The sequence below is a fragment of the Pseudomonas sp. BN417 genome (assembly GCF_029871205.1).
GTDB lineage: Bacteria > Pseudomonadota > Gammaproteobacteria > Pseudomonadales > Pseudomonadaceae > Metapseudomonas.
Genome location: NZ_SSOJ01000141.1, coordinates 26,682 through 44,653, shown reverse-complemented (window position 1 = coordinate 44,653; position 17,972 = coordinate 26,682). Strand labels below are relative to the sequence as shown.

Sequence of the window (17,972 nt, the reverse complement as noted above, 5' to 3'; positions counted from 1 at the left end):
CACATTTCATATCCACCAGCGGAGCTGGACTTGGCGCCGAGGAATCGATTAAGCGCGATCCACTGTGGGGGCGACTTCAGTCGCTGAGCAGGCCGGAGGCCTGCCCTGCAAACTCCCAGGGGCTGCTTCGCAGCCCATGGCGAATGAATTCGCCCCCACAAGGACCGAATCCCGGCCCACCCTTCAGGTCCATCCGTTCAAACCGCCAGACACCCCGGCGCATGCCGCGTCCAGCCGCTGGCCTGCTCATAGGCATGGGCCAGTTGCAGGACGGCCAGGTCGGCCTGGTGCGGTCCGATGATCTGCAGCCCCATGGGCAGGCCACGGCTGTCGAAGCCCACCGGTACGTTGGCCACTGGGCAGCCGGAGAGGGTGCCGGGGATCACCACTTCCATCCAGCGGTGGTAGGTATCCATGGTCCGGCCGGCAATTTCCTGCGGCCAGTGGACCTGCTTGTCGAAGGGGAAGACCTGGGCGCTGGGCAGCAGCAGGTAGTCGTAGCGCTCGAACAGGCGGCTGATGGCGCGGTACCAGTCGGTGCGCGCGGCCGAGGCGCGGGACACGTCCATGGCCGACAGGCGCAGGCCGTTTTCCACCTCCCAGATGGCTTCCGGTTTCAGCAGCTCGCGCTTGGCCGGGTCGGCGTGGAAGCCTCCGAGCGAGCTGGCCACCTGCCAATGGCGCAGGGTACGCCAAGTGTCCCAGAGCCTGGCCATGGAATAGTCCGGCCGGGCTTCGTCGATCTCGCAGCCCAGGGCCTGGAAGTCCTTGAAGGACGCACGGCAGAGCTCCAGCACGCCGCGTTCCATCGGCAGGTAACCGTCGAAATCCCCCAGCCAGCCGAGACGGGCGCCCTGGAAATCCCGTTGCAGGGCACCGGCGAAGTCCTGGCCGCCTTCGGCGATGGACAGCGGCGAGCGAGGGTCGCCGCCGGCCTGCACCGAAAGCAGCAGGGCGACGTCGCGGGTGTTGCGGCCCATGGGGCCTTCGTAGCCCAGCTGATCGAGGAACAGGTCGGCGGCGTCGTCGAAGGGCACCCGGCCCTGGGACGGACGGAAACCGATGATGTTGTTGAAGGCCGCTGGGTTGCGTAGAGAGCCCATCATGTCACTGCCGTCGGCCACCGGTACCAGGCGCATGGCCAGGGCCGCCGCTGCGCCGCCGCTGCTGCCGCCGGCGGTGCGGGTCGGGTCGTAGGCGCAGCCGGTGGCGCCAAACAGCGGGTTGTAGGTCTGCGAGCCCAGGCCGAATTCCGGGGTGTTGCTCTTGCCGATGATGATGGCGCCAGCAGCCTTCAGGCGCTCGACCATGATGCCGTCACGCTCGGGAACATGGTCGCGGTACAACGGCGAGCCCAGGGTGGTGCGGATGCCGCGGGTGAGGGAGAGGTCCTTCACCGCGTGGGGCAGGCCGTGCATCCAGCCCTGGTAGTCGCCACGGGCCAGCTCGGCGTCGCGCTGGTCGGCCTCGGCCAGCAGTCGCTCGGCCGGTTGCAGGCTGACCAGGGCGTTCACCCGCGGGTTGAAGCGCTCGATATGGGCCAGGTAGTCCTGCATCACCTCGCGGCAGGACACCTGGCGCTGGCGGATGTGCAGGGAAAGCTGGTGGGCCGGCAGCTGCACCAGCTCACTGATGGGTTGGTTCTGATTGCTCATGGTTTTGCCTTGGGCGAACGGCGGGTTGCGGGAAGCCCCGCCCGAACGGGCGGGGGCGGGGCGACTCAGCGCATCAGGCTGGTCCAGACGCGGTCGGCCAGGCGGATGGCGCCTTCGCCGCAGGTCTTGCTGAACAGCACCTTGGTGCCATCGGGAATGTGCAGCTCGGGGGCGTCCTTCAGGCTGGCGTCCAGGTAGGGCTCCACACCCTTGATCGGGCTCTGGTGCTTGAGGAAGTTCTGGGTCAGCGCGGCGTTTTCCGGCTGGCTCAGGAAGGCGATGAAGCGCTTGGCGTTATCCGGGTTGCGCGCACCCTTGGGGATCACCAGGTTGTCGACCCAGGCCAGTACCCCTTCCTTCGGGTAGAGGTAGCGCAGGCTCGGTTTCATCTCCCGGGCGCGCATGGACGAACCGCCCCAGAACAGCGACATGTCGATCTCGCCCGAGGCCAGGTTCTCGCGGATGGAGCCGGCCTTGGAGCTGTAGGTCTTGACGAAGGGCTTCTGGGTTTTCAGCAGGGTCAGCACCTGTTGCATCTGCTTGGGGTCTTCGCTGCACAGCGGGATGTCCAGGTAGACGCTGGCGGCATCTATCACCTCGCTGGCCGAGTCGAACATATTGATCCTGCCTTGCAGCTCAGCCGGCGGCTGGAACAGCACCGAGTAGCTGTCGAGCGGGCCCTTGTAGGTGTCGGTGTCGACGACCACGCTGGTGGTGCCCCAGATGAAGGGCACCGCATAGGCACCCTCCGGGTCCCAGGTCGGCTTCTTCAGGTTGTCGACGATACTGGCGTAGTAGGGCTGCTGCGCCGGGTCGAAGCGCTCCAGCAGGTTCTCCTGGACCAGGATCGGCACGAACTGGTGGGAGGGGATGGCCAGGTCGTAGCCGGTGTCGCCCTGCTTGAGCTTGGCCAGCAGGGTCTCGTTGGAATCGTAGGAGTCCACCGTGACCTTGATGCCGGTTTCCTTCTGGAACTTCTCCAGGATCTGCGGCGAGAAATAGCCGCTCCAGCTCACCACGTTCAGTTGGCCTTCGGCCTGTGCACCGACACTCAGGCCCAGCGCCAGGCCGGCGCCCAGGGTTTTCATCACTGCGTTCATGGGTTGGCTCTCCAGTTCAGTGTTTTTTCTTGCCGAGCAGGTAGGACAGGGTCACGAACAACACCGAAACCCCGAGGATCAAGGTGGAAACCGCGTTCACATCGGGCGTCACGCCCATGCGCAGCAGGCCGAAGATGAAGATCGGCAGGGTGGTGGTGCCGGCCTGCGACACCATCATCGAGATCACGAAGTTATCCAGCGAGACGATGAAGGCCAGCATCAGCCCCGAGACGATCCCCGGCATCAGCAAGGGCAGGGTGACCTTGCGGAAGGTGCGCCACTGGCCGGCGTAGAGGTCGGCCGCGGCCTGCTCCAGGGACAGGTCCATGTCGTCCAGCCGGGCGCGGATCGGCAGGTAGGCGAAGGGGATGCAGAACACCGTGTGGGCGATGATCAGGTTGCCGTAGCCGAGCGACAGGCCGAGGGTCGAGAACAGCGCCAGGGTGGCGACGCCGACCACGATCTCCGGCAGTACCAGCGGCAGCATGATGGCGCCGATGGACAGGCGCAGGCCCTTGAAGCGCGCGCCCCGCGAGGTGCCGAGGGCCGCCAGGGTGGCGATGGCGGTGGCCGCCAGGCTGGCGCAGATGGCGATCAGCAGGCTGTTGCCGGCGGCCTGGCGCAGCGCCTGGTTGGCGAAGGCGGCGCGGTACCAGTCGAGGCTGAAGCCGGTCCAGATGGTGGCGGACTGGTTGGCGTTGAAGGAAAAGATCACCAGCACCAGGATCGGCGCGTAGAGATAGACATAGAACAGGAAACTGAAGCCGCCGAAGCCGGGGAAATCCTGCACGCCCAGGCGGGCCTTGCCGAACAGACGCAGCATCACACACCTCCGCGGGCGAGGCGCTGGCGTTCGGCGCGCAGCGCATAGACGGTCAGGACCAGCATCACCGCTGCCATCAGCACCAGGGACAGGGCGGCGCCGAAGGGCCAGTTACGGGCATCGCTGAACTGCCGGAAGATCAGGTTGCCGAGCATCATCTTCGTCCCGCCGCCCAGCAGTTCCGGGGCGATCATGGCGCCGAGGCAGGGCACGAAGGTGAGGATGGCGCCGGCGAGGATGCCCGGCCTGGCAATGGGCAGCACCACCTTGCGCAGGGTGCGCAGGCGCCCGGCGTAGAGGTCCTGGGCGGCTTCCAGCAGGCGCATGTCCATCTTCTCCAGGCAGGCGTAGATGGGCAGCACCACGAAGGGCGCGTAGGTGTAGACCAGCCCCAGCAGCACCGCACCTTCGGTGTAGAGCAGCTGCAGCGGCTGGTCGATCAGCCCGAGCCCCATCAGGCTGTTGTTCACCACGCCGGTGCCTCGCAACAGCAGTATCCAGGCGTAGGTGCGGATCAGCAGGTTGGCCCAGAAGGGCACGGTGATCAGGAAGATCAGCAGCCCGCGCCGGTGCGCCGGCTGCATGGCCAGCCAGACGGCGACCGGGAAGCCCACCAGCAAGGTGATGGCGGTGGTCGCGGCAGCGACGCCCACCGAGCGCAGGGCGATGACCAGGTAGGAGTCGGCGAAGGCCAGGCTGTCGTCCAGCTGGCGCTCGAACAGCAGCGACAGGTAGGACTCGGTGCTGAAGACGCGGTTGACCCCGCCGTAGGGGTTGGCCTCCATCAGCGAGTAGGCGACCACTATCAGGATCGGCAGGATCAGGAACAGACCGATGGCGACCAGGGCGGGTGACACGCCGAGGAAGCTCTGCATGGCCTGGCGGCGCGCCAGGAGGGCGCCGGGCGGTTGGATTGCTGGAGTCATGGCGATGGACCGGTGTCGGGTGGCGAGTTCAGTCCAGCAGTACGCTGGCGCTGTCCGGATCGAGCAGCAGGGCGGCGGCTTCGCCGGCGCGGAAGCGCTGGCCCTGGCCGGCACGGTTGGGCGTGCGCACGGTCAGGCGGCTGCCGTCGGCGAGGCTGACGTGGTAGTACAGGTCCGTCCCCAGGTAGACCTGGTTGTCGATGCGGCAGGGGATGGCGCCGTTCTGGGCCGGCTCCACCAGATGCAGGCGCTCCGGCCGGATCGACAGGCAGACCTCCTGCCCGGGGATCGCACCCTCGTGAACTGCCGCGCGGAACGGCTTGCCGCCCGGCCCCTGGTAGACCGCCTGGCCGTTCTCCAGCTGCAGCAGTCGCGCTCCGATGAAGTTGGTCTCGCCGATAAAGTCCGCCACGAAGCGGTTACGCGGCCGTTCGTAGATTTCGTCCGGGCGGCCTACCTGCTGCACCTGCCCTTCGGAAAGCACGGCGATGCGGTCGGACATGGCCAGCGCTTCTTCCTGGTCATGGGTGACGAAGATGAAGGTGATGCCGGTGCGCGCCTGGATGCTCTTCAGCTCCTCGCGCATGGCCTGGCGCAGCTTGAGGTCCAGGGCCGACAGCGGCTCGTCCAGCAACAGCACCTTGGGGTGCGGCGCCAGGGCGCGGGCCAGGGCCACGCGCTGCTGCTGGCCGCCGGAAAGCTGGCTGGGGCGGCGCTCGGCGAAGCGCTCCATCTGCACCAGGGCGAGCATTTCGCGGACCCGCTCGGCGACCTGGGCGCGGCTCATGCGCTGTCCCATGGGATGGGACTCGAGGCCGAAGGCGAGGTTTTCGCCGATGGTCATGTGGGGGAATAGCGCGTAGTGCTGGAACACGGTGTTGACCGGACGCCGGAAGGGCGGCAGGTCGGCGATGTTCTCACCGTAGAGGAGGATTTCCCCGGCGCTGGGGAACTCGAACCCGGCGATCATCCGCAGCAGGGTGGTCTTGCCGCAGCCGGAAGGGCCGAGGAGGGTGAAGAACTCGTTGTCCCGGATATCCAGGTCGATGTTCTTCAGGGCTACCGGCCCGCTCTGCGGATCGCCATAGACCTTGCGTACCGCGCGAACCGACACCGCTGCCGTGGGCAACGGAAGATGCACCGCATTCATCACTGCTTCTCCTGTTCCCCGTGGTTGGGCGGCCGCGTATTCTGGCGGCAGGGCCTTGGCCCACGGGCTTTCGATTGTTGTTTTAGGCAGCCCCGGCAATGGGTCGGGGGTAAACAGGGAGTTGATCGGGAGGTTGTTGTTCTTCGTGCTCGGAACCGATCATCTGGCAGGGAAAGCGGCCTATAAAGCTCAATTTTCTTACATGTGATATTAAAAAAACTAACAGCAAGAAGGTGCCGCCCAGTCCATGTCCATCCGCCGTTTGCCGCCCCTCAATGCCGTGCGCGCCTTCGAGGCCGCCGCCCAGCTCGGCAGCTACGTCGCCGCCTCCAAGGCCCTGCACGTGACCCAGCCGGCCATAGGCCGCCACGTGAAGCTGCTGGAGGAGTGGCTGGGGGTGAAACTGTTCGACCGTACCCCGCGGGGGGTGGAGCTCACCCTGGCCGGGCGCCAGTACTACGCGAAGATCAGCTCAGCCCTGGCGCAGATCGCCGACGCCGGCAATGAAGTGGCGCGGCAGGGGGCGGTGCGCTGGTTGAAGATCCTCGCCGTGCCGGCCTTCGCCAAGCGCTGGCTGACGCCCAAGCTGGAAGCGGTCAGCCGCATGCGTCCGGGCCTGAAGATCGCCATCGAGCCCAACTCCACGTTCACCGAGGTGGATGGCAAGAGCGCCGACCTCGGCATCGTCTATGGCATGCCCGGCCAGTACAGCGGCACCCACGCCACCTTGATGCAGCCCCGGGTCTTCCCGGTGTGCTCGCCCGACTACCTGGCCCGCAGCGGCCCCATCCAGCGTCCGGAAGACCTGGCCCGCCACGACCTGATCCACTACGACAGCGAATGGTGGAACCTCTGGTTCGCCAGCGTCGGCCTGGACGTGCAGGTCAGCTCCGATGTGCTCTACCTCAGCAACGACTACGCCCTGTCCCTGGCCGAAAGCGGCCGCGGTATTGCCTTGGCCAACGAGGTGCTGGTCAGGCAGGAGCTGGAGGAAGGGCGACTGGTGCGGGCGATCGATGTGGACGTGCCGCTGGAAAGCTACCAGCTACTGACGCCGCCGGGGCCGGCTTCGGCGGATGTGGAGTGGTTCCTGGAGTGGATTTCCGGGGCCTTGCGGGAGGAGTTTCCCGACTCATTCGCCTGAGTCGCCCCCACAAGGAAGAGCCCACCCTGCGGTTGGAGGACCTGCCTGGCCTCAGAACCGTTCGCCCGGCGGCAGGTAACGCCACTGACCGACGGGAACCTTGCCCATCGGCACGCCGCCGATGCGGATGCGCTTCATGCCGACGACATGCAGGCCGACGGCTGCGCACAGGGCGGCGATCACTCCCGGCCGGGGGTTCTTCAGGGCGAAGCGCAGGTGGGTTTCGTTCTGCCAGCTGGCCTTGACCTTCGGCAGCTCCTCACCCTTTGCCTTGATGCCGTGCTTGAGACGTTCCAGGCCGTTCGGCGCCATCTCGCCGGTGACCTCGACCACGTACTCCTGCTCCAGCTTGGCGGCGTCTTCGTTGAGCTTGCGCAGGGTGCGCCAGTCCTGGGTCAGCACCAGCAGGCCGCTGGCCTTGGGCTGCAGGGGCAGGGTGGTGGTCAGGCGGGCGAAGTGGCTGCGAAGCGCGCGCACCTCGGCACGGTCGTCCGGCCAGCGGCTGGCCGGCGTGAGCAGCTGTTGGGCCGCCTCGAAGCTCAGGCCCGCCGGCTGGTTCAGCAGCAGGGTCATCGGCTCCAGTGGGTCAGGCGTCGCGCCGGGCAGCAGTGCCACGACCTGGTCCGCCACCTTGAACTGGGGCTGCTCCATGACCTCGCCGTCGACCGTGACCCAGCCGCCCTCGATATACAGCTCCGCCTCCCGGCGCGAGCAGCCGGTCAGTTCGATAACGCGTTTGGACAAGCGGATTGCTTCGGTCATGGGGAGGGTCGCAAAGGGGAGAAGGGCGCAATGGTAAACCCTCCAGACACTCCCGGCACTGCGGATTGCTTTTCCTGTGGGGGCGAATTCATTCGCTAAGGGCTGCGCAGCAGCCCCATTGGCGTAACCAGCAGGGCAGACCTGCGGTCTGCTCAGCGATTGAAATCGCCCCCACAAAAGAGAAGCAGGCAACCCATTGTCAGCCCCACCAGGCGGTCAGGGCCTCCCGATGCACCTTATGCGCCGCTTCCTGCACCGTCGGCACCAGGCGCAGGCTGGCGCCGGGCAGGCATTGGGCCAGGCGGGCGACGGCCAAGGGGGTCAGGGCGCCGAGGCGCGGGTAGCCACCGATGGTCTGGCGGTCGTTGAGCAGGGCGATGGGCTGGCCGTCGGGCGGTACCTGCACGGCGCCAAGGGCGATGCCTTCGGAGATCATCGACTGGCGCTTGCATTCCAGTACCGGCCCGAGCAGGCGCACGCCCATGCGGTCGGCGCGGGTGTCCACGGTCCAGGAGGTGTTGAAGGCGTCGAACAGGCTCTGGCCGGAGAAGTCGCCGGCCTGGGCGCCCATGATCAGTTCCAGGCGGGCTTCGCCGCCCAGGTCGGGTATCGCCGCTCGCGGTACGTCGCGTATCGAGCCGGCTTCGCCCTGCCAGCGCAGTTGGTCGCCGCTGGCCAGGGCCTTGCCATTGGCGTGCAGCCCGCCGAGCTCTTCCCTGGCCATCGTCGACAGGCTGCCGAGCTGACGTTCGCCAAGGAAACCACCGGGTGCTGCCAGGTAGGCGCGGGTGCCCTGGCGTGGATGGGCGAAGGCCAGACACTGCCCGGCGCGTACCTTGAAGGCGCCCCAGGCCGGCAGCGGCTGGCCGTCGAGGCTGGCGCCCAGGTCGGCGCCGGCGATCGCCAGGGCGCCGTCCCGCTGGCAGGTCAGGGTGAGGCCGCCGAGGCCGATTTCCACCACCGCCGCATCCGGGTGGTTACCCAACATCCAGTTGGCCCAGCCCATGGACACCCAGTCCAGGGCACCACCCTGGGTCACGCCCAGGTGGCGGCAGCCGAAGCGGCCCTTGTCCTGGAGCAGGATGAAGGGCGTGCTGCTATCGATGCGCAGGCTCATTGCAGGGTCTCCAACGGCGTGTCGTCGCCGCCCAGGCGGATGAATTCGGCGTGGTCGATGGGCTCGAAGCGCACCCGGTCGCCGGCCTGCAGCAGGCTGTAGCCATCCAGGCCGAGGTCGAACAGGCGCACCGGTGTGCGCCCCAGCAGGTTCCAGCCGCCGGGGCTTTCCACCGGGTAGACCGCCGTCTGGCGCTCGGCGATACCGACGCTGCCAGGGGCGATGCGCTTGCGCGGGGTGGTCAGGCGCGGCGCCGCGAGGGCTTCCTCTACCAGGCCCATGAAGGCGAAACCGGGGGTGAAGCCCAGGGCGAACACCTGGTACTCGCGCTGGCTGTGGCGTTGCACCAGCTCCGCCACACTCATGTTCTTGCGCCGTGCCAGGGGCTCCAGGTCCGGGCCCACGCGTGGGTCGTACCAGGTGGGAATGCTGTGGCTACGGCCGCCGGCGCGGGTTTCCGGGCTGAGGTCGGTGAGGGCGCTGGCGATCAGCTCGCGGGCCTGGCGCGGGTCCAGCTGTTGCATGTCGTAATGCAGCAGGAGGGTGGTGTACGAAGGCACCAGGTCCACCAGGGCGGGGCCGAAGGCTTCGCGCAGGCGGGAGCCGGCGGCCAGCAGCCAGGGCATGTTGGCTTCGTCGATGCGCTCGAACAGGCGCAGGATGAAGGCGTCGATAGCCGCCACTTCGATGCGCAGTTGCGGGGTGCTCATTGGGCCTCCAGCGCTTCACGTATGCGTTTGACAGCGGCAACCGAGCCCGGGTTGTCGCCGTGTACGCAGAGGGTATGGGCCTTCAGCGGCAGGTCACTGCCGTCGCTGGCCAGGAGCGGCTCACCGCGGGCCAGGGTGAGGGCCTGGGCCACCACCTGCTCGGGGTCGTGGTGCACCGCACCGGGCAGGCTGCGCGACACCAGGTAGCCGTCACCGTCATAGGCGCGGTCAGCGAAAGCCTCGAACCACAGGGTCACGCCGTGTTCGTCGCCGATGGCCTGGGCCGCGCTGTTGTCGCGGGTGCTCATCAGCATCAGCGGCAGTTGTGCGTCATAGGCGGCCACGGCGCGCATCACGGCGGCGAGTATGGCCGGGTCGCGCATCATGTCCTGGTACAGCGCGCCGTGGGGCTTCACGTAGCTGACGCGAGCCCCCTGGGCGCGGCAGAGGCCGTCGAGGGCGCCGATCTGGTAGAGCATCAGGTCTTCCACTTCGGCCGGCGAGCAGGCCAGGGAGCGGCGGCCGAAGCCCACCAGGTCCGGGTAGCCGGGATGGGCGCCGATGCTTACCTGGTGCTGCACCGCCAGGGCGATGGTGCGGCGCATGGTGCCGGGGTCGCCGGCGTGGAAGCCGCACGCAATGTTGGCGCAGTCGATCAGCGGCATCACCTCGGCATCCAGGCCCATGGTCCAGGCGCCGAAGCTTTCGCCGATATCGCAATTCAACAGCAGGCTGCTCATGGTCAGTCCTTCAGGTACGGGCCCGTCCGGGCGCGGAGGGTTTTCATGGAGGCAAAGCCGTCCCGTTGGCGGCCAATGCGCTGGCCGCCAGTGGGGAGCAGGGGTATTGCCGGTCAGATCTCGAGTTGCTTGCCGCGGGTTTCCGGCAGGCTGAGGGCCGCGAGGATCACCACCCCGTAGGACACCGCGGCGAACCCGCCGATGCCCAGGCTGAGCGGGACATGCTCGCTGATCATGCCGATCAGCATGGGAAACAGCGCGGCGATGGCGCGGCCCGAGTTGTAGCAGAAGCCCTGGCCCGAACCACGGATGCGGGTGGGGAAGAGTTCGGTGAGGAAGGAGCCCATGCCGCTGAAGATGCCCGAGGCGAAGAAGCCCAGGGGGAAGCCCAGCCAGAGCATGGCGGCGTTGCTCACCGGCAGTTGGGTGTAGAGCAGGACCACGACGAAGGAGCCGACGGCGAAGAGGATGAAGTTCTTCTTGCGGCCGATCAGGTCGGTGAGGAAGGCGCTGATCACGTAGCCGACATAGGAGCCGACGATGACCATGGCCAGGTAGCCGCCGGTGCCCAGGACAGTCAGGCCACGCTCGGTCTTGAGGAAGGTCGGCAGCCAGGAGGTGATGGCGTAGTAGCCACCCAGGGCGCCAGTGGTCAGCAAGGAGGCGCGCAGGGTGATGCTGAGCATGCCCGGGGCGAAGATCTCATAGAAGCTGACGTGCTCCGCGCCCTGGTTGTGCTTCTGCGCTTCCTTGTAGATTTCCGGTTCCTTCACCAGGCGACGCACCACCATGACGAACAGGGCGGGCAGCAGGCCCAGCAGGAACAGCGCGCGCCAGGCGTCTTCCGGCGGCAGCAGGCTGAACATCAGGGAGTAGAGGATGGCGGTCATGCCCCAGCCGATGGCCCAGCCGGACTGCACCAGGCCCACGGCCTTGCCGCGATCCTTGGCCTTGATCACTTCGCCGATCAGTACCGCGCCGGCGGTCCATTCGCCACCGAAGCCGAAGCCCATCAGGGTGCGGGCGATCAGCAGTTGCTCATAGTTCTGCGCAAGGCCGCAGAGGAAGGTGAAGAAGGCGAACCAGAGTACCGTCAGCTGCAGGGTCAGGACGCGGCCGATGCGGTCGGAGAGGATGCCGGCGATCCAGCCGCCAGCGGCGGAGGCAATCAGGGTCAGGGTGTGGATGAAGCCGGCCTCGCCGGTGGTGATGCCCCAGATGGCGATCAGGGTGGGGATGACGAAGCTGAGCATCTGGGTGTCCATGCCGTCCAGGCCGTAGCCTATCTTGCAGCTCCAGAAGGTGCGTCGTTCCTGCTTGTTCAGGGCCCGGTACCAGCCGAAATGGCCGCCCTGGTCCACATCCAGGCCGCCCGCTTGGGTCGCGTGTTTTTCCATGGGGTTCTCCGATCGCTGTTCTTGGCGTTGTATGAGCATTCGGTGGATGCGGAGTCGGTGCCCGCAGCCTGTGGCCGGATTCTTGAGCGGGGCTGGCGAGTGCGTCCAACTAATTAAAACGGCCGCGGGAGATAAGAAATTCCGATACCCGGATGCAGTTGCCCGGATCGATGATGCGCGGCCTGGCGGATACGGCGTTCGTCGTTCGCCTAGGCTGGCTGGCACAGGAAGTGCTGGAATCTACTGTATCTTTCCACCTTCGCACCGCTTGGCCCCTTGCTCGCTGGAAACCGCCATGAACCTGAAGTTCCTTGAAACCTTCGTCTGGGTCGCCCGCCTGAAAAGCTTTCGCTTGACCGCCGAGAAGCTGTTCAGTACCCAGGCGTCCATCTCCAGCCGCATTGCCGTACTGGAAGACGAGCTGGGCGTGAAGCTGTTCGTGCGCGACTCCCGGGGTGTGACCCTGACGCCCGAAGGGCACAAGGTGCTGGAATACGCCGAGCAGATGATGGACACCATGCATGCGCTCAAGCAGTCCATCGATACCAGCGCCACCACCCAGGGGCGCATCCGCATCGGCGCCATGGATACCGTGATCCATACCTGGCTCAGCCCGCTGGTCGCCAGGGTGATGGAGCTGTTCCCGGCGGTGGAGATCGAGCTGATGGCCGACACCGCGCGCAACCTGTCCGAGCAGTTGCAGAAGGGCTACCTGGATCTGATCTTCCAGACCGACCCGTTGCGCCACGAGTCGGTGCTCAACCTCGAACTGGGCAGCTATCCGCTGTGCTGGATAGTGTCCACCGGTTCCATCTACCACCGCGACTACGCCACCCTGGCGGAGCTCGCCAGCGAGCGGGTGGTGACCTTCTCCAAGCATTCGCGGCCGCACCAGGATGTGCTCAGCCTGCTGCATGCCAACGGTGTGGCGGCGCCGCGCCTGAACTGCGTCAACTCGGTGGCGGCCATGACCCGCCTGTTGCGCGACGGCTTCGGCATCGGCGCCTTGCCGCCGGCCCTGGTGAGCCAGGAACTGGAGCGTGGCGAGCTGACCATACTGCGCATCGGCCCGCCGCCGCCGAGCCTGCCGCTGGTGGTGTCCTGGCGCGGCGGCACCGGGCTGGAGCTGGTGGACGAGGTGGTGGAAGTGAGCAAGGCGGTGGTGACGCACTATGCCGGCAACGTCGGCAAGGAACGCTTCGTCCAGGCCCCGCTGAAGAAGGGCGAGGGACGCCTGCGTTCCCTCTGATTCAATTTTCCCGATGGCCGCCCCCGGAAAATTCTTGTTGGACGTCGGGCCGGCCGGCTGACTAAAAGATCGGCCAGTCCCCAACGGAGCCGGCCCATGAGCAAACAAGACCTGCACGAACTCGCCAAACTCGCCCCCCGTGAGCTGCGCCGGCTGATCCGCCGCGGGGACTACGACGGCCACACCAGCGGCCTCGGCCAGCGCCACCTGCAGGCCAACCTGGTGATCTTGCAGAAGTCCTGGGCGGACGAGTTCCTGCGCTTCTGCGTGCTCAACCCCAGGTCCTGCCCGCTGCTCGACGTGACCGAACCCGGCTCGCCGTATTTCGAGAAGCTCGGCCTGGACGTCGACGTGCGCAGCGACCTGCCGCGCTACCGCGTCCACCGCCGCGGACGGGGCTTCGAGGAAGTGACCGACATAGGCGAATTCTGGGAGGCGGACTTCGTCGCGTTCGCCATCGGCTGTTCCTTCTCCTTCGAGCAGGCCCTGCTGGATGCCGGTGTGCCGCTGCGCCATATCGAACTTGGGCGCAACGTGGCCATGTACCGCACCGCCATCGATACCAGTCCGGCCGGACGCCTGGCCGGCAAGATGGTGGTGTCCATGCGTCCGATGAAGGCGGCAGACGCGGTTCGCGCCATCGAGATCACCGCGCGTTTCCCCATGACCCACGGCGCGCCGGTGCATATCGGCAACCCGGCGCTGATCGGCATCCGCGACCTGTCCGCCCCGGACTATGGTGACCCGGTGCCGGTGGCCGAAGATGAAATCCCGCTGTTCTGGGCCTGCGGCGTCACCCCCCAGGCGGTTCTCGCCGAAGCCGAGCCCGAGCTCTACATCACCCACGCACCTGGACACATGCTGGTCAGCGACCGGCTGTACGGGGAGCTCTAGTACCAGCAAAGGCCGGTAGGGAACTTCTGCAGGAGCCAGCTTGCTGGCGAAGGGGCTCATTTCGCGAGCAAGCTCGCTCCTACGGGGCTTCCGGCTCGTGGCTAGCGCGTCATGCCGGCTTGGCGCCCGGCCAGCCGGCCTGGTGCAGGGCGCGGGTCAGGGTCTCGACATCCAGTCCCGGCACCCGGTGACCGTTGCCCTCGGTGGTGGGGGAGGCCAGCATCGCATTGATGATGGCTTCTTCCACGGCCTCGGCTGCGGCGAGGAACAACTCGCTGATGTGGTCATTGTTGACCATGCGCAGGTTGTCGCAGGTCGGCGCGCCCTTGGCCTCGTAGGCGGGGGCCGGCAGCTGCCGGTTGCCGGTGGAGAAGGCGACGAAGATGTCGCCGCTATGGTCTTCCGTGCCACCGCCGGTACGGGCCAGGCCGATGCTGGCGCGCTGGGCGAGGCGCGTGCACTGGTGCGGCAGCAGCGGCGCATCGGTGGCCAGGCAGACGACGATCGAACCCATGCCCGGATGCGGCAGCCTTGCCCTGAGGAAGGGCGAGTCCACCTGTTCCATGTAGCGGCCCACCGGATAACCGTCGACGCGCAGTTCCTGGCGGACACCATGGTTGGCCTGGACGATGGCGCCCACCGTCCAGCCGCCCTGTTCCTCGCTCAGGCGGCGGGAGGCGGTGCCGATGCCGCCCTTGAACTCATGGCAGATCATGCCGCTGCCACCGCCCACCGCCCCTTCGGTCACCGGGCCGTCCACGGCGTTGTCCTGGGCCTCGGCCACATGCTCGAGATGGACGTGGAAACCATTGATGTCGTTGAGCAGGCCGTCGAAGGTTTCCAGGACCACCGGCATGTTCCAGTACAGCCGCCCGTCCTCGGGCTGGTCCTTGCGGTCCAGGGCGATCAGGGCGTCCCGCACCACACCCACGCTGTGGGTATTGGTGAAGGCGATCGGGCTGGTCAGCAGGCCGGCCTCGCGAATCCACTCCAGACCCGTGGCATCGCCATTGCCGTTGAGGATGTGCAGACCGGCGAAGCAGGGCTGCTGGTTGGTGGATCCCGGGCGCGGTTCGATCACCGTGACGCCGGTCTGGATATCGCGGCCTGCGGCGGTTCGGCCGCGTATATCGCAATGGCCGACCCGCACGCCGGGTACATCGGTGATGGCGTTGAGGCGGCCGGGTTGCAGTTGGCCGAACTGGAGTCCGAGGTCTCGGGCACGTGGTTTCATCGTCGTTCTCAATGGTGGGTGGTTGCGGATGAGGGAAGGGTTACTGGCCGCTCTTAACCTTGCTCCAGACGCGGGTGCGCAGGCGTTCGGCCTTCTTCGGCAGCGGCTGGAGGGTGAACAGCCTGGCCATGGCGTCGGCCGGCGGATACACGTCGGGATTGTTGCGGGTCGCCGCGGCGACCATCGGGGTGGCGCTGAGATTGCCGTTGGGATAGTTGAGGAACTCGGAAATCGGCGCGATGACTTCCGGGCGCAGGAGGTAGTCGATGAATGCCAGGCCCTGCTGCGGATGCGGCGCCGCCTTCAGCAACACCAGGGTGTCGAACCAGACGGGCGCGCCTTCGGCCGGCAGGCTGTATTCGACCTTCACGCCATTGCCGGCCTGTTCGGCATTGGTCTTGGCTTCCAGCATGCCGCCGGACCAGCCCAGGGCCACGCAGATGTCGCCGTTGGACAGGTCGGTGATGAACTTGGAGGAGTTGAAGTAGGCGATATGGGGGCGCAGCTTGAGCAGCAACGCCTCGGCCTTCTCGTAGTCCTCCGGCCGGGTGCTGTTGGGCGGCAGTCCCAGGTAATGCAGGGCGATGGGCAGTACCTCGGACGGTGAGTCGAGCATCGCCACGCCGCACTGGCTGAGTTTGGCCAGGTTCTCTTCCTTGAACAGCAGGCCCCAGGAATTCACCGGCGCCTGGTCGCCGAGCACGGCGCGGACCTTGTCGACGTTGTAGCCGATGCCGTTGGTGCCCCAGAGGTAAGGCACGGCATAGCGGTTGTCCGGATCGTTGACGGCCAGCTTGGCCAGCAGTTCGGGATCCAGGTTCTTCAGGTTGGGCAACCGTTCCCGGTCCAGTGGCTCGAGGACGCCGGCGGCGATCAGGGTCGGCAGGCTGAAGTTGCTCGCCACCACCACGTCATAGCCGCTGCCGCCGGTGAGCAGTTTGCCTTCCAGCACCTCGGCACTGTCGAACACGTCGTAGATCGGTTTGATCCCGGTGTCGCGCTTGAAGTCCGCCAGGGTGGTGGGGCCTATGTAGTCGTACCAGTTGTACACGTGCACGCTGGGCGCTTCGGTCGCGGCGCCGGCGGTCGACAGCCATGCCGACAGGCATGCGCCAAGTCCGAGGTTGAGGTACGAGCGGTGACGAAGCATGATGCGGCACTCCTGGCCTGCGGCAGGCCCCTGGTGGTCGAGAGTCCCGAGGCTAGAGGTCGGAGGTGGCGCTGCACATTCCCATCACGGGTTATGCGAAAGGGGTAGAGAGTGGAAGCCTTGTTGAAGGAACTACCGGTGCATCAGGGGCTGGCGCGTGTTTTCGCCAGCCTCGGGCGGGACGCGTTCTGGCGCAGCCTGGTGGATACGCTGCGGCTGCTGGTGCCCCTGGACAACGCCCTGGTGGCGCTGATGCGTCCGGGCCGGGTGCCGCACCTGCTGGCCGACTTCGAGTTCCGCGGCGGGCCGGACGAGCGCGAGGACCTGGCGGACTACTGTGCCGGCCGGTACCTGCTCGACCCGTTCTACCTGGCCGCCTGCAACGGCATCGCCGATGGCCTGCACAGCCTGGAGTCGGTTGCGCCGGACCAGTTCCAGCAAAGCGAGTACTACCTGAGCTACTTCCGCAGCGTGGTCGGCGGTGGTGAGCTGCAGTTCATCTGCAACCTCGACGATGCGGTGCTCGGCCTCTCGCTGGGGCGCGAGCAGGTATTCGCCGCTGACGAATTCGGGCGTCTGCTGTGCGTGCGCGACTGGGTGCTGGCGGCCATGCGCAGGCACGTCCAGCTCATGCCCCCGGAAGCCCCGGTGAACGAGGCGATGGCCAGCGACCTGGCCACCATCCTGGGGCGGTTCGATGCGCGTCTGACCGAGCGCGAGATGGAAACCGCCCGGCTGATTCTCCAGGGCTTTTCCAGCAAGGCCATTGCCCAGCGCCTGGGGATTTCACCGGAGACGGTGAAGGTGCATCGGCGCAACCTCTACAACAAGCTCAATGTCAGCGGCCACGCCGAGCTGTTCGCGCTGTTGCTGCACCCCCATTGACCGATACCGGGAAGGGCCGGCTCAGGCCTGCGGCGCCTTGGCCGCCGTTTCCTTGCTGAGCCTGTCCACTGCGCGCTGCAGGCGTTCCAGGTCGGTACGCAACTGGCGCAGGGCTTCATGGCGGTCGTGCAGCACTTCCTTCATGTAGCAATGGCCGGTCACCCCGCGCAGCAACAGGAAGGCGCCCATGCCAAGGTTCCAGATGCCCCCGAGGCCACCACGTTGAAAGCCGCGACGCGCCATGAGCAGGCCGGAAATGATGGAGCCTGCCCGCTCCCAGCCCTCGACGTTCTGCTCGTACGCCGGGCCCATGATCTGCCATTGGTTATCCATGGTTCGAATCCTCCCGTGTTGGTTTGAAACTTGACTGGCGGCGGGAGCGCGGCGTTCAGCCGACGGGATGAGCGGTCGGTGCGCAGCCTAGCGCTGGCCGGCCGGTGGCTCCTTGCCGCCTTTCTTGTCGGGGCTCATCAGGTACACCGTGAGGATGAAGCGCGCCGGCACCAGCGACAGCAGGCCGAGCATGCCGAACACGGCGATCAGGGTGACGCCGCCAGCGGCCTCGGTGACATTGCTGAACACCGCCAGGCCCACCGCCATCAGGAACATCACCACCCCGAACCATTGCAGCCCCTGGGCCCAGCGGAAGAGGGGCGACTGGCGCACTTCAAGCAGGTGGCGGTTGGATTCGTTCTCTTCGGTCATAGCTGCATCCTCGGAGACTTTCCCTTTTTCAGACTAGCAGCACGCTGGTCATGTTCAGGCGACGAACCCACGTAGGGTGCGCTGCGCGCACCGAACCCTCCGCGCGGGATTGCCGGTGCGCATGGCGCACCCTACGGGCAGCCACGCGCGACCCTTGGGGTGGAAGCAAAAAAAGGTTCATCGCGGATTTTCGGGGGAGGCATTGGATTCGCGCTGGATTGGCAAGATTGTCTGATCGCCATTGATTGGCGCCGTGCAGCTGGATGCGGCCCTCTCCCCCGGCCCCCGCCCTGCGCCCCGGCCTGATCGCTTCGCGCTCAGGCGCTCATCG

The 17,972-nt window shown here is 66.7% G+C and carries 18 protein-coding genes; 4 read left to right on the top strand and 14 right to left on the bottom strand.

Annotated elements, in window-relative coordinates:
- Positions 1-197 precede the first annotated feature (197 nt).
- The 5 genes from E8F11_RS20110 to E8F11_RS20090 all read right to left on the bottom strand — a co-directional run bounded on the left by E8F11_RS20110 (position 198) and on the right by E8F11_RS20090 (position 5,654).
- Positions 198-1,655: an amidase gene (locus tag E8F11_RS20110; RefSeq protein ID WP_280290636.1), complete on the bottom strand. Its 1,458-nt coding sequence runs from the start codon at positions 1,653-1,655 to the stop codon at positions 198-200.
- A gap of 65 nt (positions 1,656-1,720) precedes the next feature.
- A complete protein-coding gene (locus E8F11_RS20105) occupies positions 1,721-2,755 on the bottom strand; it encodes an extracellular solute-binding protein (protein ID WP_280290635.1) in 1,035 nt (344 codons plus the stop codon).
- A gap of 16 nt (positions 2,756-2,771) precedes the next feature.
- Entirely contained in the window at positions 2,772-3,581 is an 810-nt protein-coding gene (locus tag E8F11_RS20100) for an ABC transporter permease (protein ID WP_280290634.1), read from the bottom strand.
- On the bottom strand, positions 3,578-4,504 hold the full coding sequence (locus tag E8F11_RS20095) for an ABC transporter permease (protein WP_280290633.1): 927 nt from the start codon (positions 4,502-4,504) through the stop codon (positions 3,578-3,580). The genes E8F11_RS20100 and E8F11_RS20095 overlap by 4 nt, the downstream gene beginning before the upstream one ends.
- Positions 4,505-4,532: 28 nt before the next feature.
- The gene (locus tag E8F11_RS20090) at positions 4,533-5,654 is read right to left on the bottom strand and encodes an ABC transporter ATP-binding protein (RefSeq protein WP_280290632.1); all 1,122 of its coding nucleotides are present in this window, start codon (positions 5,652-5,654) and stop codon (positions 4,533-4,535) included.
- Positions 5,655-5,901: 247 nt separating this feature from the next.
- Between E8F11_RS20090 and E8F11_RS20085 the strand changes: the two genes are divergently transcribed.
- Positions 5,902-6,798: a LysR substrate-binding domain-containing protein gene (locus E8F11_RS20085; protein WP_280290631.1), complete on the top strand. Its 897-nt coding sequence runs from the start codon at positions 5,902-5,904 to the stop codon at positions 6,796-6,798.
- Positions 6,799-6,849: 51 nt separating this feature from the next.
- Here the strand turns inward: E8F11_RS20085 and E8F11_RS20080 are convergent, their stop codons facing one another.
- The 5 genes from E8F11_RS20080 to E8F11_RS20060 all read right to left on the bottom strand — a co-directional run bounded on the left by E8F11_RS20080 (position 6,850) and on the right by E8F11_RS20060 (position 11,524).
- A complete protein-coding gene (locus E8F11_RS20080) occupies positions 6,850-7,560 on the bottom strand; it encodes an rRNA pseudouridine synthase (RefSeq protein ID WP_280290630.1) in 711 nt (236 codons plus the stop codon).
- A gap of 199 nt (positions 7,561-7,759) precedes the next feature.
- Positions 7,760-8,677, bottom strand: coding sequence for a biotin-dependent carboxyltransferase family protein (locus tag E8F11_RS20075; protein WP_280290629.1), 918 nt, complete (start codon positions 8,675-8,677; stop codon positions 7,760-7,762).
- Positions 8,674-9,387 (bottom strand): allophanate hydrolase subunit 1, encoded by a 714-nt coding sequence (locus E8F11_RS20070; protein WP_280290628.1) that lies wholly within the window; start codon positions 9,385-9,387, stop codon positions 8,674-8,676. The genes E8F11_RS20075 and E8F11_RS20070 overlap by 4 nt, the downstream gene beginning before the upstream one ends.
- Positions 9,384-10,127 (bottom strand): 5-oxoprolinase subunit PxpA, encoded by a 744-nt coding sequence (locus tag E8F11_RS20065; protein ID WP_280290627.1) that lies wholly within the window; start codon positions 10,125-10,127, stop codon positions 9,384-9,386. Before E8F11_RS20065 ends, E8F11_RS20070 begins: the two co-directional genes overlap by 4 nt.
- A gap of 113 nt (positions 10,128-10,240) precedes the next feature.
- On the bottom strand, positions 10,241-11,524 hold the full coding sequence (locus E8F11_RS20060) for an MFS transporter (RefSeq protein ID WP_280290626.1): 1,284 nt from the start codon (positions 11,522-11,524) through the stop codon (positions 10,241-10,243).
- A 295-nt stretch (positions 11,525-11,819) separates the two neighbouring features.
- Between E8F11_RS20060 and E8F11_RS20055 the strand changes: the two genes are divergently transcribed.
- Both E8F11_RS20055 and E8F11_RS20050 read left to right on the top strand, forming a co-directional pair.
- A complete protein-coding gene (locus E8F11_RS20055) occupies positions 11,820-12,773 on the top strand; it encodes a LysR family transcriptional regulator (protein WP_280290625.1) in 954 nt (317 codons plus the stop codon).
- A gap of 96 nt (positions 12,774-12,869) precedes the next feature.
- Entirely contained in the window at positions 12,870-13,667 is a 798-nt protein-coding gene (locus E8F11_RS20050) for a putative hydro-lyase (RefSeq protein WP_280290624.1), read from the top strand.
- Between the two features lie 109 nt (positions 13,668-13,776).
- Here the strand turns inward: E8F11_RS20050 and E8F11_RS20045 are convergent, their stop codons facing one another.
- Together E8F11_RS20045 and E8F11_RS20040 are read right to left on the bottom strand one after the other, a co-directional pair.
- A complete protein-coding gene (locus E8F11_RS20045) occupies positions 13,777-14,901 on the bottom strand; it encodes a P1 family peptidase (RefSeq protein ID WP_280290623.1) in 1,125 nt (374 codons plus the stop codon).
- 40 nt (positions 14,902-14,941) lie between these two features.
- Entirely contained in the window at positions 14,942-16,051 is a 1,110-nt protein-coding gene (locus E8F11_RS20040; protein ID WP_280290621.1) for a polyamine ABC transporter substrate-binding protein, read from the bottom strand.
- A gap of 111 nt (positions 16,052-16,162) precedes the next feature.
- On the opposite strand from E8F11_RS20040, the gene E8F11_RS20035 reads away from it, so the two are divergent.
- On the top strand, positions 16,163-16,936 hold the full coding sequence (locus E8F11_RS20035; protein WP_280290620.1) for a LuxR family transcriptional regulator: 774 nt from the start codon (positions 16,163-16,165) through the stop codon (positions 16,934-16,936).
- Positions 16,937-16,957: 21 nt separating this feature from the next.
- Here the strand turns inward: E8F11_RS20035 and E8F11_RS20030 are convergent, their stop codons facing one another.
- Together E8F11_RS20030 and E8F11_RS20025 are read right to left on the bottom strand one after the other, a co-directional pair.
- Positions 16,958-17,269, bottom strand: a complete 312-nt coding sequence (locus E8F11_RS20030) for a DUF2892 domain-containing protein (protein WP_280290619.1) — start codon at positions 17,267-17,269, stop codon at positions 16,958-16,960.
- A gap of 87 nt (positions 17,270-17,356) precedes the next feature.
- Entirely contained in the window at positions 17,357-17,641 is a 285-nt protein-coding gene (locus tag E8F11_RS20025) for a hypothetical protein (protein WP_280290617.1), read from the bottom strand.
- Positions 17,642-17,972: the final 331 nt, after the last annotated feature.

Bases quoted from the DNA above. Each gene is read 5' to 3' on its own strand.
- E8F11_RS20110 (WP_280290636.1), bottom strand. From the start codon at position 1,655: ATGAGCAATCAGAACCAACCCATCAGTGAGCTGGTGCAGCTGCCGGCC.
- E8F11_RS20025 (WP_280290617.1), bottom strand. From the start codon at position 17,641: ATGACCGAAGAGAACGAATCCAACCGCCACCTGCTTGAAGTGCGCCAG.
- E8F11_RS20070 (WP_280290628.1), bottom strand. From the start codon at position 9,387: ATGAGCACCCCGCAACTGCGCATCGAAGTGGCGGCTATCGACGCCTTC.
- E8F11_RS20050 (WP_280290624.1), top strand. From the start codon at position 12,870: ATGAGCAAACAAGACCTGCACGAACTCGCCAAACTCGCCCCCCGTGAG.
- E8F11_RS20045 (WP_280290623.1), bottom strand. From the start codon at position 14,901: ATGAAACCACGTGCCCGAGACCTCGGACTCCAGTTCGGCCAACTGCAA.
- E8F11_RS20060 (WP_280290626.1), bottom strand. From the start codon at position 11,524: ATGGAAAAACACGCGACCCAAGCGGGCGGCCTGGATGTGGACCAGGGC.
- E8F11_RS20065 (WP_280290627.1), bottom strand. From the start codon at position 10,127: ATGAGCAGCCTGCTGTTGAATTGCGATATCGGCGAAAGCTTCGGCGCC.
- E8F11_RS20085 (WP_280290631.1), top strand. From the start codon at position 5,902: ATGTCCATCCGCCGTTTGCCGCCCCTCAATGCCGTGCGCGCCTTCGAG.
- E8F11_RS20095 (WP_280290633.1), bottom strand. From the start codon at position 4,504: ATGACTCCAGCAATCCAACCGCCCGGCGCCCTCCTGGCGCGCCGCCAG.
- E8F11_RS20055 (WP_280290625.1), top strand. From the start codon at position 11,820: ATGAACCTGAAGTTCCTTGAAACCTTCGTCTGGGTCGCCCGCCTGAAA.
- E8F11_RS20105 (WP_280290635.1), bottom strand. From the start codon at position 2,755: ATGAACGCAGTGATGAAAACCCTGGGCGCCGGCCTGGCGCTGGGCCTG.
- E8F11_RS20030 (WP_280290619.1), bottom strand. From the start codon at position 17,269: ATGGATAACCAATGGCAGATCATGGGCCCGGCGTACGAGCAGAACGTC.
- E8F11_RS20090 (WP_280290632.1), bottom strand. From the start codon at position 5,654: ATGAATGCGGTGCATCTTCCGTTGCCCACGGCAGCGGTGTCGGTTCGC.
- E8F11_RS20075 (WP_280290629.1), bottom strand. From the start codon at position 8,677: ATGAGCCTGCGCATCGATAGCAGCACGCCCTTCATCCTGCTCCAGGAC.
- E8F11_RS20080 (WP_280290630.1), bottom strand. From the start codon at position 7,560: ATGACCGAAGCAATCCGCTTGTCCAAACGCGTTATCGAACTGACCGGC.
- E8F11_RS20040 (WP_280290621.1), bottom strand. From the start codon at position 16,051: ATGCTTCGTCACCGCTCGTACCTCAACCTCGGACTTGGCGCATGCCTG.